Origin of the sequence: Planomicrobium soli (assembly GCF_003014655.1) — a bacterium.
Classification (GTDB): domain Bacteria; phylum Bacillota; class Bacilli; order Bacillales_A; family Planococcaceae; genus Planococcus; species Planococcus soli_B.
This window is the reverse complement of sequence record NZ_PYAT01000006.1, coordinates 222,935-237,140: the sequence shown is the minus strand read 5'-3', so window position 1 is coordinate 237,140 and position 14,206 is coordinate 222,935. Positions and strand designations below refer to the sequence as shown.

The following is a 14,206-nucleotide window of genomic DNA, read 5'->3' as shown; positions in this document are numbered from 1 at the left end:
TCCTATGTGCTCCGCTTGATGTCCTCTCATTATTGCGAAATGGCATCAAATCGTCAAAGGATTCAAATAGAGCATTTTTGGTTAATATAAATATAAATAGCTTGTCCGGTTTGTTAACATAGGAAGTATAAAAATGACTGCTAATGTCAGAAAGAAGGGAGACGGAATGAAAAACTCGCTTAAAGTATTGCCGCTCATTTTATCAAGCATTATTGTTTTGTTAGGGATAGTCTTGGTCGGCGGGAGCATTTTTTTAAGCAAGTTCTTAGAGGAAAAGACGCAAGAAGAGTTAACGTATTTCCAGTCTATTAAGATGCTCATCAATACAAACTTCGACAGCGCAGCAGAAAGGCAGTTGAAAAAGACGAATTTGCGCGAAGATCACCACCATGTTTCCATCTATTACGAAAGCGGTTTCTCAGACCTTCTTCCTCTTACAAAAGAAACATTGGACTGGGCGATCGAACGGAACGAAGAACTGTTCGGAGAACTGGATGAGCGGAATGTGGACATTATCGTTTTTGAAAACGAAGAAGATATGAGGCAGCTTTCCGACCTCAAAAACATATCCGGGTTTTATTCGGAGTTTGAGCGGTTGCTTGGCATCATTTACTATAATAAAGAACCGATCCTGCAAGAGGACGAACTGGCCGTATACCGTTTTCAAAAAAATATTCTGCACGAGTACACTCATTATGCGCTGGAACGGAAAATTGACAAGACGAAAGCGGACGACTCCACCCTCTATCCCGTTTGGTTTCATGAAGGAATCGCAGAGTATGTCGGCAATGACAAAGTCCGGATTGAGCATTCCTATTTTCAGGGCGTGCCGCTGCAGGAACTGACCACCCACGACCAATGGCAAAAAGCCCGTTTTATCGACAAGGCAAATGTCTATGAACAAAGCTTTTTTGCCGTTAAGTATCTGGTCGATCAGTATGGCGAGGAATCGCTTAACGAACTGATCGAATCGGTTGGGATAACAAGAGATTTTGAAGAAAGCTTTGTAGAGTTAACAGGAATGACAATTCGTGAGTTTGAACACGAGTTGCATTTGTATTATATGGGTAATTAGCAGGAAATGGTCTGGTTCTAGCTGCATTTCGCAGTGGAATTGGACCGTTTTTTATTTTGCGGCCGGAAATGCATGTTAGATGTGGCGGAGTCCATGTAGGTGCCGGAAAACTTCATGTAAGAATCGGCGAAGCTCATGTGGAACATTAAATACTTCATGAAGGAAATACTGGAAGCCTGTTTTTGCGTCGATTTGCCAGAGGTTTTCAAACCCACTATGATTAAAATAATTGAACGTTAGGGGGATGAGATATTGCGTACATTTAAACAGCTATCAACTATTCATGAGGTGTTAGTAAACTAAAACATTTAAGGAGATCAACATGACAACCATTATTTCTAATCTGTTCCACGGCGAACGCGTAAAGCTTGCTATACCACGGGAAGAGGATGTCGGCATTATGCTGAAATGGGGGGAAGACACCGACTATCTGCGGAATGTGGATACGGATATGGCCATGCCCCGCAACAGCGAACAATTGATGAAAGAAGGCTCTCCGGAAGCGAATGAAGTGTATTTCCGGTTGAGAACGATCGATGAGGACCGCTTGGTGGGCTTCGTAACCATTTACGGCATCGAATGGAACAACCGGACCGGCGTACTGGCCATTGGCATCGGCGACGCCGCTGATCGCAGCAAAGGCTTCGGGACGGACGCACTCCGCCTGATCCTCCGTTACGCATTCTATGAACTGAACCTGGACCGGGTAGGCTTGGAGGTCATCGAGTACAACAAGGGAGGCATCAAGGCTTACGAAAGAGTCGGCTTTCAGGTGGAAGGACGCAAGCGCTCGATGGTGTACCGCGACGGCAAGCGCTTCGATATTATCGTGATGGGGATTTTGCGCCCCGAATGGGAAGCACTCCATGGAACAGAGTAATCAAATAAAAAGTTTTCCTTCACTCGAAGGAAAACTTTTTATTCGGTTTTAGAATTCTTTGGTTCTTTTTCCTCTTCAATCTACAGTTTAAACAACGTCCACACTGTTGTAAAAGCAGTGGTCGCAATATGGACACACGCGTGGGAAATCATGGCGATCTCCAGTCCTTTGCGCCAGTATAGCCATCCGAATACAATTCCCGCGATGCCGTTAAGAAGAAGCATGCGCGTCCATACGGCAGCAGTAAGCGGCGCCACTAAAGCAGTTGCTCCTAAATGACCGACTGCAAACAGTAGTGCGCTTGCCAGGATGCTGATCCAGAAAATTGCCGCAGACGGTTCTTTCCGCGAACGCTGGAACAGTTTCCAGAGAGCCCATGCAACAAGCGACAACATGCCCCATCGAAGGAGCAGCTCTTCCGTAATTCCTCCGTAGAAAATTCCCCCAAGTGTTTCCATTACCCCCCTGGAGCCGGCACTTATCTGAAGCGCTTTAGGCAAGTATGGCTGAAGAGCGAGTTCCAAAAGAAAAAGAGTGGCAGCAAGTGCTATCCCGGAAAAAATACCGATCGGGATGGCTTTTTTTAATGACCCAGCGTCTTCTTTTGTCCATCGTCCATTGATCCATGAGTAAAGATAGGAAACCAGGCCAATTTTCGGCGCGGTTACTAAGCCGATCAGTATGGCCACTGCCAGCAAGATCAGCGGATTGATCAATGACAGCAATACGAGCAGTGCGAGCGGAATATCCGGTGGATTCGGTATGCTTTGAAGCTGCTCATCAATAAGGAGGATTAAAGAAGGGACAAAAGATATAATGCCGATCAATCCAAAAATGAATAGCACTAAAAATGATTTTCCGAAGCTTTTTCTTTTCACTTGTTTCACTCCTTTTGAGTCTTCTTTGCCTTAGTTTTCGAACTGGGTGCAAGACAACAGGTTTTGATCCGTTCATCGAATGCCTCTTTTTATTATCATTATTACTGCTAACAAAAGACAAGAAAAAAACCGGCTGATTTTTAATTTTTTAGCTGTTTTCCAGTATTTTTTGCACTTGTACGCTAAAGAGAAAACACTTAAAGTTTGAAGAAAACAGGAGGTTGATCCGATGAATGGCACTACACGTTCTGTTTTCATTGATGCCGATCCTGAAACGGTATGGAACTCCATTGTTAAAGATGGACGCTTTTCCACCTGGTACGCTCCCGGTTCGAGCTGGCAAATACCGAAAGTGGCAGTCGGGGAAAAAGCGCTTTTCACTTTGATGCCAAGCAATCACAACTCACTTGAAGAAGGCGAAAGCATTTCAATGAGTTTCACCATTACCGAGGTTCTGCCGCTTGAACGGTTCTCCTACTCTTCCGATTCGGACAGAACGCTTTTCACGTTTGATTTGTTTCGGGAGCAGAACGGAACCCGGGTAACGGTGAATGCAGACGGTTTTGGTCTTAGCTTGGAAAATTTAAAGGCTTTTGCGGAAGGAAAAAATCTTCCCCATATATAAACCTAAAAAACCACTGTTCTCTGGAGCAGTGGTTTTTTAGGATCTTAATGCATTCCCGCTTTATTACTCGAACTAAAGAATCTATACAATTCTTCACACTGCCTTAATAGTGACTCAATAAACTTCAGAGATACTAAGGAAGAACAAGAGACGAAGGGAGAATGAAAAGACTATGAGAATTGCAGTTATTGGTGACTTGCATTACCCTGAATTGACTCTGGACAACTATCTAATTGCGGACGCACGACAAGGATTTTATGAAACGTTTATGGAACGTTTTTTTTCGATACCGGCAGACTTGTATGTATCTGTAGGAGATTTGACAAACTACGGCACGGCAGAAGAATTGGAGGACATCTATTCGATCATCCGCCGCCACGGGAAACGATTTGTCCACGTACTTGGCAACCATGATGTTTATGGGCTAAAGCGTAAGGAAGTATTGGAAATCACGCAGCAGCAGCGCTTCCATTTGCTTGAAACGGATTCTGCAATGTTTGCTTTCCTTGACACTGCAAGAGAACAGGACCTCAACGATTGCGGCGGCGTCCTAGATCCTATCCAACAGGAATGGCTCGAATCAGTAGTTGAATATTCCGGGGAAACACCGCTTCTCGTATTCGGCCATCACCCTATTTATGCAACTACCGCTAAGTCGCATGAGCCGATGCACTATATTCACCCACACGTACAAATACAGGAAATTCTGCAGAAAAAGCAGGGACCAGGCTTGTACGTCAACGGACACAATCACTATAATTCAATTGCTCTGCGAAAGCGCTGGACGTTCCTGCAAATTGCCGCTGTATTGGATGAACAGGCCGCACGCATCATTGATATAACAGATTCGCTGATTTCCATCGATACTGTCAATCTATCCGATCCGCTTCTCGAAGAACAAGGGAAAATCATCGGAGAAGCCATCCATCATTTCCGCCTGAGAGAAGAGCCGCTTGGGACAGACGCTGACTTGAAACATTTGATCCCTCTGCTTCCGGCCGCAAGAAAATCTGCAGCCAAACCTGTTAAAGTGACTGGCGTATAACCTTTCCTGCCTACCATAATTTAATAAAGCGGACACAAAAACACCCTTCTTTTCAGAAAAGGTGTTTTATTTTGTCGATATTTCAGCTTCTTATCGGTTCTTTCATGCGCAAGCAGCAAAACGCTACTGCCACTTACCGCTCAATCAGGCCCTTCAGTTCCCGTACAACATCAGGCGGCACTTTTCCGGTCACGCCGGCGACCAAGTTCTCCGCCGCTCTCATCGCCATATCGAATCTCGTATCATGGGTAGCTGATCCGATATGGGGCAGTGTGACGACATTGTCCATCTTAAGCAGCGGATTGTCCTGCTCTACCGGCTCCACTTCAAATACATCCAGTCCCGCTCCGCGTATTTTTTTCTGCTGAAGCGCCTGGACCAACGCTTTTTCATCTACAACCTGCCCTCTTGCGCAATTGATGAAGATGGAATCCGGCTTCATAAGATTAAATTGCTCTTCTCCGATATAATGATGCGTCTCCTGGTTCAATGGAAGCATCACTACTACGAAATCAGATGCTCCAAGCAACGCATCGACGTCGCTGTACTGAGCGCCGTATTTTTCTTCTGCTTCCGGTTTTCTTGAGTGGCTATTGTACAGGACGTTCATTTCAAATCCAAGTGCCGCTCTTCTGGCAATTTTTTCTCCGATTCTGCCCATGCCGATGATGCCAAGTGTCGTGTGGTGAACGTCCACCCCGAAATTCCGTTCCGAGCTCTTTTCTTTGCCCCACTGTCCCTCTTTTACCCAGCGGTCAAGTTCGGGCAGTCTTCGGGCCGCCGACAGAATCAATCCGAAAACGAGATCTGCAACCGTTTCGTCCAAAACAAACGGCGTGTGGGTGCCCAGCACGTTTTTTTCCTTCATTGCATCCGTGTCAAAAGAGTCGTAGCCGACGGATATGGTGCTGACCACTTTCAATTGGGGAGCTTTTTCCAAAAACGCCTTGTCTATTGCTCCTTTCTTGGTCATTAACCCTTCTACGTCCGCCACTTCCTTGGCTAGTATTTCAGATGGAATTGCTTCTTTTTTGTTCCATATTCGATAATCGCAATACTGCCCGATATAGTCTTCCACTTCTTTCGGAATGGGTGCAGAGATAAACACTTTTGGTTTCATCAGCTTTTCTTCATCTCCCTTTTATGTATGGCCGCACTATTACAGCAGAAAAGGGCCTCAATCGGCCCTCCCATTACCTGCTCGGCAAAAAGCAGCCATCTGGTCCGCAGACCAGCCCTTCGTTGCGGCGGCGCTCTTCTTCCGCTTTTTCTATTTCAAGCTGCCCTTGCTGCCATTCGACTTCAATCACCGGTGTGAATTTTTCCGGAAAACGAATAAACCAGCGTTGCTTTCGGATCGTGAAATTATCCGGGTCCAGCAAACAGGCATCGTCAAGTTCTTTTAACGCTTCGTCGTTGCGTCCTTGCTTGGCGTATTCCATGCCCAGTTTGTATTTTGTCTGAGCCAATTGCTGCTCCAAGTCCGGTTGGCCGCTCTTTGGGCTGCTGCCTTCAAATTCAACTTTTTCCACTTCTTTGCGGATCAGTTTTTCGACCGCCTCGATATTTTCAGGATTGTCCAACTTGAATCCTTCTTTGATCATCCGTATTGTTCCTTCTTCGTCCAGGAAAATGCCATTCGGCACCATCTTGAAGCCGAACATATTGATCAGCACATTGTTTTCGTCGACCACTGTTGTAAAAGTGGTCTCTTTTGTATACGGTTTAACGACTTCCGGCCCTTGGCCATCTGCGGCAACCGATAGAATTTCGAAATTCATATCTTTGTATTTATCGTATACCTGCTGCCACCCGGGCAGCTGTGCACGACAGCGTCACCAGGACGCCCACATGAAAATCAGCGTATTCTTTCCGCGGAAATCGCTGATCGAAACTTTCTTGCCGTTCAAATCAGTTAATTGTACATTTTGCATTTGTGTTAATAACATAACCAGTCCTCCTTCTTTTTTAAAAATACGAGATAAAGATTCTCTTGTTGGCTTACTTCCATACTTCATGCTGAAAATCCTGTTTATGAAGCCAAATGATTGAGTTTATTTACCAGATTAGACGATTTCCAAAAAACTTTTTACGATAATCGGCAGTTCGTCTTGGTCGATCGTCCGGAAATCTATGCATACTTGGTCGTCTTGAATCCGCGAAATGACAGCTGGACGGCAACTGCGGAGTTTGTCTGCCAGCTCTTGTGCCGAAAACGTACTATGCGCAACTGCTGCCATGTACGTAGGAAGTTCCACACCCGGCATTGTTCCGCCGCCTATTTGGGATGTGCTCTTCTTCAGTTCCATGCTATATTCTTCTGTTTTCCCGCTTAATTGATGTATAAAAGCTTCCGCTTGCTGTTTGATTTCTTCAGGTGGACGGATGACATCCCTAATCGTCGGCAGCTCCATGATCGCATCTTCTCCTGAAAGATATGTCTTCAACGTTTCTTCAAGCGCCGCAAACGTCAGTTTATCCACTCTAAGCACGCGTGCCAATTGATGTTTTTTCAGCCTGTCGATAATCGCCTTTTTTCCGGCAATAATGCCAGCCTGTGGGCCGCCGAGCAATTTGTCTCCACTAAATGATACAATGTCAGCGCCGGACTCGATCACTTCGCGGACAACCGGTTCGTCGCCGATGCCGTGCTTTCTGAAGTCAAATAAAGCCCCGCTGCCTAAGTCTTCATAAAACACTACCCCATTGTTAGTGTTCTTCAGTTCAACCAGTTCTTCGGTTCCCACCGTTTTAGTAAAGCCCATCATCAAGAAATTGCTGGTATGGACTTTCATGATCATCGCTGTTTCTTCGGTTAACGCCTTTTCATAATCAAACAAATGCGTTTTATTGGTCGTTCCGACTTCTACTAAACGGGCGCCGCTTTCTTCCATGATGGAAGAGACCCGGAAAGAGCCACCGATTTCAACCAGTTGGCCACGGGAAACGATAACTTCCTTATTTTTTGCTAATGCACTCAATACAAGAAACACTGCCGCCGCGTTATTGTTGACGACCATTGCCGCTTCTGCTCCGGTTGCCTCTTTCAGCAGATCTTCAATAATGTCGTGGCGCGAACCGCGTTTTCCTTCCGCAACCTGGTATTCAAGGTTCGAATAATTGCGCGCTGCTTTGGCTACATGATCCACTGCCCGGTCACTCAACCTCGCTCTGCCTAAATTGGTATGTAAAACCGTCCCGGTTCCATTAATCACTTGCATTAGACGGTCTTCCTTCCATTTCCCAGCTTTTTTCTCGATGTTGCTGAAAATCAGTGCTGCAAAGTTCGAATGGGCTGGAGAACCAGCCCATTGCCCTTGCAACAGCCGCTGACGCATTTCATTGATCTCCTGCTGAACGAACTTTGTCGCCTGCAGGTGAGTGAGTCCGAACCCTGTTGCTATCTCTTCGAAGCGGCTGTCTTTCTGCAGCTCGTGTACAGGCGGAATCTGGCGCAAATACTCTTTCATCCTATCCCCTCCTATTCTTAGCGATCCGGCTGAAAAGTTATCTTCCATCCTTCTCGGCCCATCGCCGTTTGTCCTGAGCACGCGTAGTCACGCCTAATTGATCGAGCAATTCCAGAAACGGAATCAAGTATTTTCTGGAAAGGTCGAGCGTGTCCTTCGCTTCTTTTAAACCGAATTCCACTTCCGTTTCCGCCTGCAGTTTAGCAACTGCGGCTTCAACTGCGGAACGGTGGACCAGCGTATCCTCCATAAAGCGGTACGCTTGTTTCGTATGAAGCAGATACGCAGTCATTTCGGAGATGTCCGCTTTTGGTATTGGCGTGCCACCTGTATACTCTTCCCATTTTTTCACTTGCACGCCGTCTTTTTCGATCGCTGTAATGATGCCTTCCATCCGCGTCTTCCACTGCTTCGGCAAATGCGGCTCGAAGTTTCCGAGCGCCATATACTGCTCCGCTTTTCTAACTTCGTTCAATTCCGCCAATTTATCGAGCGTATATTCAATAAACGGTTTAGGGTAAGCGCTGCTGAATGTTTGAACAAGTTCTGCTTTGCTCATTCCGATGCGCATCGGAAATTCTTCATGATAGGCATGCAGCCGTTCCAGAACTTCATCTTTTAGTTTGATGAATGTTTTCGATAAGCTGTACTTGCCAGCGGAAACTTCCACTATTCTCTCTTCTGTGATGCCTTTCGCAACGGTCTCCCGGAGCAGCCCTTCATCGAGCGATGTTTGCTGGATCAATTGTTTAACATCCAGCAAGATCTGCTTCGCCAGTACGTCTTCTACTAAATCATCCGGTGTGCCTTCTTTCATCTCCTGGAGCATCGTGATGGTTTCTTCGCCGAACCGGTATTTGCCGCCTCTTGGCTGAATCACCCAACCGCCGCCCAGCGTTTCAACAGGCGTTGGACGCCGCAAAATAAAACGGTCACCGCGGCGGACCACCACCTCTTCATCCAAACGGATCTGGCACAGCACTTCCTCATTTGTCTGCTCCAATTCGTTGCGGTCGAAAAAGACAATTTTGCCCATCACTTCAGACGTCCCGACATGCACCTTAACCGGAGCACGCTGTTTGATAGGGGAAAAGGTTTCATTGATCAGCTGTAGAGCAACATCGATTGTATCGGTGACCAAGAAATGGTCGGACGCCACGAGCACATCCCCCCGGCTGATTTCGTCCTTATCTACCCCACCAAGGTTGATGGCGGTCCGCTGTCCGGCCCTTGCTTGTTCCTGTTCCTCGTGATGGACTTGAAGCTGGCGGGCTTTTACTTTGTGCCCTTTCGGCAACAGCGTCAGTTGGCTGCCTTTTTGGACGACTCCTTCATAGATAGTCCCTCTAACGACTGTACCTTGCCCTTGAACGGTAAACACCTGGTCGATCGGCAAACGGAACGAGCCGTAGGCATCACGAAATTTCACATTTTTCAATTGGTTAAAAATCGTTTTCTTCAGTTCTTCGATGCCTTTGCCCGATACACTGTCAACGAGGACGTACGGTGCCCCGTCGAAAATCGTCCCTTCCAGCCGTTCCCGGATATCTTCTGTCACTAGTTCCAGCATCACTTCATCGACCCGGTCGATTTTTGTGATGGCAACGATGCATTGCTCAATGCCAAGAAATTGCAGAATCTCCAAGTGTTCCTCGGTTTGCGGCATGACGCCTTCGTCAGCAGCGACCACTAGTACGACAAGATCGATACCGGCTACACCGGCAATCATCTGACGGATAAAGCGTTCATGGCCCGGTACGTCAACAATTGAGACATGCGCCCCGTTTTCCGTCTTCAGTGGCGCGTATCCGAGTTCAATGGAGATACCGCGTTCTTTTTCTTCTTTCAGGCGGTCTGTATCCACGTTCGTCAGCGCTTTTGTCAGCGTTGTTTTGCCGTGGTCAATATGCCCCGCCATGCCAATCGTAAAATAAGTATCGGTCATTTTCTCACATGCTTTCTTTGAGTGTTGGTATCTTTACTTTAATCTTCGCGACGAGCGGTTTCAAGCGCTTTGCCCTTGCGCTTGAGCAAAGCGCTTGCGGTTCTATTTTTTTCAGTATAAACTTATCTTTGCTAGATTATGGGGTTGGTTGGGTGACTGGTGTCCTCCTGGGTCTTCAAAACCCTGAGGGGCCTGCGTGCCAGGCTCGGTGGGTTCGATTCCCACACAGTCCCGCCATACATAGAAAATCGATGGCCGTCATTTTGACGGCCTTTTTTCATTTTCCAAGCGCTATTTTTCTTTTCCTATATACAGGCAAGATAAGTGACAAATTAGACTAATTTCATGATAATTAATAGAGGAAATCCGTTTTACATATACCTTATTGGAATTTCTAACAAACTGCGTCACTAAAGGATTGAAATCTTATGAAGATTGTATTGGTTTCGCCGAATTATCCACAGCCGCGCGGCAATACTGTTACTGTCGAACGGATTGCGGCGAACTTAAGAAAGTTAGGCGTTCAAACTGAAATTATTTCTTCAACCGACGAGCCGTTTCCATCCCGATTGCCGGACGCCGATTTGGTTCATGGATTCCACGCCCATCGATTTCACAAATTTGTCGAGCAACTGGCTGAGCCGCCCTTTCGCTATGTTGTGACAATAACCGGCACCGATTTGAATGTCGATTTGTTTGAGCCGGACAAACGTGAAGATGTACTTGCTTGTTTGAAAAGGGCGGCGGCTATCCATGTGTTTGATAGAAAGGCAAAAGCGGTATTGGTTCAGGAAGCGCCGGAATTGCAAGATAAAATTTTCCCGATTGCCCAAGGAAACAGTGAATTTTCAACTGCCGATTCTTTTGCCGAAAAAGAGCCGGGCACCTTTTTGTTTGTATTGCCCGCGGGCATCCGCAAAATTAAAAATGTTCCCGCTGCTATCACCATGCTTGAGAAATTGCACGTTGGCTATCCGGATCTTCGCCTTTGGCTGGCCGGACCGGTTCTGGAAGAAGCCGAAGGAGAGCTTGTTGACAGCTTGATTGAGCAGCACAAAGACTGGGTCCGCTATTTAGGAGCTGTACCCCATCCGCTTATGGGTCCACTTTACAGACAAGCTGACGCGGTTCTGAACACTTCCCTCTCGGAAGGGCAGCCGGCCGCCATATTAGAAGCGATGGGATATGGATGCCCTGTTCTCGTCTCCGATATTCCCGGAAACAGCAGCATTGTCTCTAATGAAGAAAACGGCTTTCTCTACAACGATGAAACCGAATTTCTTGCTTATGCCGAATCACTGATGAATAATTACGAAGTGAGAGAAAAAATGGGGCTCAAGGCAAAAGAACACATTGCCGAGAATCATTCAAGCACTAAAGAGGCCGAGGCATTGCTCGCTATATATAGAAGCATCTTGTATTAAGCCCGGTTTTGGTTGCATAAAGACAAATTGAACAAAAAAGGAGAGAATACAAATGGCAGAAAAAGAAATGGTTCGCTTAACTTCTTTATCTACTAAAGGCGGTTGAGGCTGCAAAATTGGTCCTGAGGACCTGGCGCAGGTTCTGCGCCATTTACCGAGAAATGTAGAAGACCCTAATCTGCTTGTGGGACTGGATACAGCCGATGATGCAGGTGTTTACAAAATCAGCGACGAGGTTGCACTCGTCCAGACCTTGGATTTCTTTACCCCGATCGTCGACGATCCTTACATGTTCGGCCAGATCGGTGCTGCCAACTCATTAAGCGATGTATACGCGATGGGCGGTAAGCCGCTGACGGTTATGAATATTGTTGCTTTCCCAATTAACACATTAGATAAAAACATTCTTGCTGAAATTTTGGCGGGTGCGTCGGATAAAGTGAAAGAGTCCGGTGCCACATTAGTTGGTGGACATTCAATCGACGATCAGGAGCCGAAATTCGGCTTATCGGTTACCGGAACGATCCATCCGGATAAAATCCGCTCCAACGCTGGTGCAAAACCGGGCGACCGCCTGATTTTGACCAAACCGATCGGTGTCGGCATCTTGACGACAGCAATCAAACAAGGCATTTTGCCGGAGGAAGACTTGAACGAAGTAATGACGGTCATGGCGACGTTGAACAAAACAGCAGCCGAAGTCATGGCGAACTACTCAGTCAACGCATGTACTGATGTGACCGGTTTCGGACTTCTTGGCCATACGATGGAAGTTGCAAAAGGCGGAAACGTCGGCGTGACTGTATCCAGCAAAGATGTTCCTGTCCTTTCAAAAGCCAAAGAGCTTGCGGAACAAAATGTCATTCCAGGCGGAACACGCAAAAATCTGAAATGGCTGGCCGGCGACATCGATTATGCTGATAGCGTCAGCGAAATCGACCGTCTCATCCTTTGTGATGCGGTCACTTCAGGCGGATTGCTCATTTCCGTTCCAGAGGCCGAAGCCGAAGCGCTTCAACGCGACTTGCTTGAAAGAAACGTTCATTCAGCGATCGTCGGAACCGTTACAAGCGAAAATGCTGGACGGATTCAGGTGATTTAATCACAAGGGCTCCCTAAAGAGCCCTTGTTTTACCATTGTGGCGGAAAGCACAAGAAAGAAAAAATTGAAAAAGAGGTTTTAACATGAAAAAATGGAGTATTTTATTTGCTTTAACGCTCGTCCTGTCAATATTCTTAGCCGCATGCGGCAGTTCGGAGAACGGCAGCGGAGAGCAAGAAACAGAAGAAAAAGAGGTATTCACAATCGGAGTCATCCCTGCCCAAACGGAAGGCGAGATGGATACTGCTATGAAGAAACTGCAGGATTTGTTGAGCAAAGAATTAGATCGCGAAGTATCGATCAAAGTTTATCCTGATTACAACGGCGTAGTCGAAGCGATGAACTACGACCAAATCAACATGGCGTATCTTGGGCCGTTGACTTATGTTATCGCTGAAGCAAACAGCAATGCAAAAGCAATCATCACACAATTGATTGACGGCAAGCCTTATTATCATTCTTATATCATCACGCACAAAGACAATCCGTGGAATACGATTGAAGAGATGCTTGCAGACTCCAAAGAAGTCGACTTTGCATTCGGTGATCCGAACTCGACTTCCGGCTCGTTGATTCCTTCTATTGAATTGCAGGAGCGCGGCGTCTACAAATCAGAAGACGACAATGAGTTTGCTACTGTGCGCTTTACCGGTTCGCATGATGCAACAGCACTTGCTATCCAAAACAAGCAAGTGGACGCTGGAGCTATCGACAGCGCCATCTATGACCAATTGGTTGAATCCGGGAAGATTGAAGGCGAACAATTCAAGACCATTTGGGAATCTGAAGAATTATTCCAATACCCTTGGGCTGTTCTTGAAAGCACAGACGATGCAACTGTGAAAAAATTGCAGGAAACATTCCTTGCGATTGAAGATCCGGAAATTCTGGATGCGTTTGGAGCTTCCGGCTTTACCGAAGCCACTAACGAAGATTACGAAAGCATCAAACAAGCAGCGATCAAGCAGGGAATCATTAAAGAATAGAGTTGATCATGGTGTGGTTTAAAAAAAGCAACATTATCACGGTAGTTATACTCCTTATATTTATCTATTTGAGTATGAGGCTGACAGAATTTGATCTGACAAAATTCAAAGATTTCCGCAACATGATCGATTTCTTGTCGAAGTGGTTCCCGATGGACTTTTCACTGTTGCCGGCAATGGTCCAAGATACGTTAGAGACACTGTCTATGGCATTTTTAGGAAGTGTGCTGGGGCTTATCATCGCGTTGCCGATCAGTTTTCTGGCAGCGCGCAATACAGCTCCATCCAAGGCGCTTTTTCAATTCACCCGAGTCGTGCTTAGTTTTGTCCGGTCGATTCCTGAAATTGTCTTCGGACTGATCTTGCTGACCACGCTTGGACTTGGGCCATTTCCCGCAGTGCTGGCCATCATGTTCCACAATGTCGGCGTATTTGGAAAATTGATTTCGGAATTGATTGAAGCGGCTGATCCCGGTCCTCAAGAAGCGATGAAAGCGGTAGGAGCGAAAAAATGGATTGCCTATCTATTCAGCATCATGCCACAAATTTGGCCGAATGTTTTATCGCAGTTTTTCTACCGCTTTGAAGTCGCCATCCGGACCTCGCTGATCCTTGGATTCATCGGCGGAGGCGGTATCGGACAGCGGTTGTTCAATGACTTTAAAACATTCCAATACTCAGCCGTTTCGCTCGATGTACTGATTATTATGGTTATGGTTATCCTCATTGACTTTTTAGCCAGCTATGTCCGGAATCGGATCATATGAAGGAGGCGC

General features: G+C 46.5%; 14 protein-coding genes and 1 tRNA gene. 9 read left to right on the top strand and 6 right to left on the bottom strand.

Annotation, left to right across the window (positions count from 1 at the left end; genetic code table 11):
• Positions 1-166: 166 nt before the first annotated feature.
• Positions 167-1,075 carry a collagenase gene (locus tag B0H99_RS10015; RefSeq protein ID WP_181313640.1) on the top strand — a complete coding sequence of 303 codons (909 nt, stop codon included), beginning with the start codon at positions 167-169 and terminating at the stop codon, positions 1,073-1,075.
• Between the two features lie 322 nt (positions 1,076-1,397).
• A complete protein-coding gene (locus B0H99_RS10010; RefSeq protein WP_106533524.1) occupies positions 1,398-1,955 on the top strand; it encodes a GNAT family N-acetyltransferase in 558 nt (185 codons plus the stop codon).
• Positions 1,956-2,035: 80 nt separating this feature from the next.
• Here the strand turns inward: B0H99_RS10010 and B0H99_RS10005 are convergent, their stop codons facing one another.
• A complete protein-coding gene (locus tag B0H99_RS10005) occupies positions 2,036-2,833 on the bottom strand; it encodes a CPBP family intramembrane glutamic endopeptidase (RefSeq protein ID WP_106533523.1) in 798 nt (265 codons plus the stop codon).
• A 229-nt stretch (positions 2,834-3,062) separates the two neighbouring features.
• Here B0H99_RS10005 and B0H99_RS10000 point away from each other — a divergent pair, with 229 nt between their 5' ends.
• On the top strand, positions 3,063-3,458 hold the full coding sequence (locus B0H99_RS10000) for an SRPBCC family protein (RefSeq protein WP_106533522.1): 396 nt from the start codon (positions 3,063-3,065) through the stop codon (positions 3,456-3,458).
• A gap of 172 nt (positions 3,459-3,630) precedes the next feature.
• Positions 3,631-4,503 carry a metallophosphoesterase family protein gene (locus B0H99_RS09995; RefSeq protein WP_106533521.1) on the top strand — a complete coding sequence of 291 codons (873 nt, stop codon included), beginning with the start codon at positions 3,631-3,633 and terminating at the stop codon, positions 4,501-4,503.
• A 133-nt stretch (positions 4,504-4,636) separates the two neighbouring features.
• Here B0H99_RS09995 and B0H99_RS09990 read toward each other — a convergent pair whose 3' ends face one another.
• From B0H99_RS09990 to selB, 5 genes are all read right to left on the bottom strand, one after another.
• Positions 4,637-5,623 carry a 2-hydroxyacid dehydrogenase gene (locus B0H99_RS09990; RefSeq protein ID WP_106533520.1) on the bottom strand — a complete coding sequence of 329 codons (987 nt, stop codon included), beginning with the start codon at positions 5,621-5,623 and terminating at the stop codon, positions 4,637-4,639.
• Between the two features lie 73 nt (positions 5,624-5,696).
• Positions 5,697-6,323, bottom strand: coding sequence for a TlpA disulfide reductase family protein (locus B0H99_RS09985; protein WP_106533519.1), 627 nt, complete (start codon positions 6,321-6,323; stop codon positions 5,697-5,699).
• A gap of 15 nt (positions 6,324-6,338) precedes the next feature.
• Positions 6,339-6,452 (bottom strand): TlpA family protein disulfide reductase, encoded by a 114-nt coding sequence (locus tag B0H99_RS17670; RefSeq protein ID WP_146137261.1) that lies wholly within the window; start codon positions 6,450-6,452, stop codon positions 6,339-6,341.
• Positions 6,453-6,569: 117 nt separating this feature from the next.
• On the bottom strand, positions 6,570-7,973 hold the full coding sequence (gene selA / locus B0H99_RS09980; RefSeq protein WP_106533518.1) for an L-seryl-tRNA(Sec) selenium transferase: 1,404 nt from the start codon (positions 7,971-7,973) through the stop codon (positions 6,570-6,572).
• A gap of 37 nt (positions 7,974-8,010) precedes the next feature.
• Positions 8,011-9,918 (bottom strand): selenocysteine-specific translation elongation factor, encoded by a 1,908-nt coding sequence (gene selB / locus B0H99_RS09975; protein ID WP_106533517.1) that lies wholly within the window; start codon positions 9,916-9,918, stop codon positions 8,011-8,013.
• Between the two features lie 140 nt (positions 9,919-10,058).
• Here selB and B0H99_RS17850 point away from each other — a divergent pair.
• The 5 genes from B0H99_RS17850 to phnE all read left to right on the top strand — a co-directional run bounded on the left by B0H99_RS17850 (position 10,059) and on the right by phnE (position 14,197).
• Positions 10,059-10,155: transfer RNA gene (locus tag B0H99_RS17850), tRNA-Sec, on the top strand.
• A 191-nt stretch (positions 10,156-10,346) separates the two neighbouring features.
• Positions 10,347-11,342: a glycosyltransferase gene (locus B0H99_RS09970; RefSeq protein ID WP_181313639.1), complete on the top strand. Its 996-nt coding sequence runs from the start codon at positions 10,347-10,349 to the stop codon at positions 11,340-11,342.
• Between the two features lie 52 nt (positions 11,343-11,394).
• On the top strand, positions 11,395-12,444 hold the full coding sequence (gene selD / locus B0H99_RS09965) for a selenide, water dikinase SelD (RefSeq protein WP_181313638.1): 1,050 nt from the start codon (positions 11,395-11,397) through the stop codon (positions 12,442-12,444).
• A gap of 83 nt (positions 12,445-12,527) precedes the next feature.
• Positions 12,528-13,430, top strand: a complete 903-nt coding sequence (phnD, locus tag B0H99_RS09960; RefSeq protein WP_106533515.1) for a phosphate/phosphite/phosphonate ABC transporter substrate-binding protein — start codon at positions 12,528-12,530, stop codon at positions 13,428-13,430.
• 11 nt (positions 13,431-13,441) lie between these two features.
• Complete coding sequence (phnE, locus tag B0H99_RS09955; RefSeq protein WP_106533556.1) at positions 13,442-14,197, top strand: phosphonate ABC transporter, permease protein PhnE; 756 nt, start codon at positions 13,442-13,444, stop codon at positions 14,195-14,197.
• The last annotated feature ends 9 nt before the right edge of the window (positions 14,198-14,206 follow it).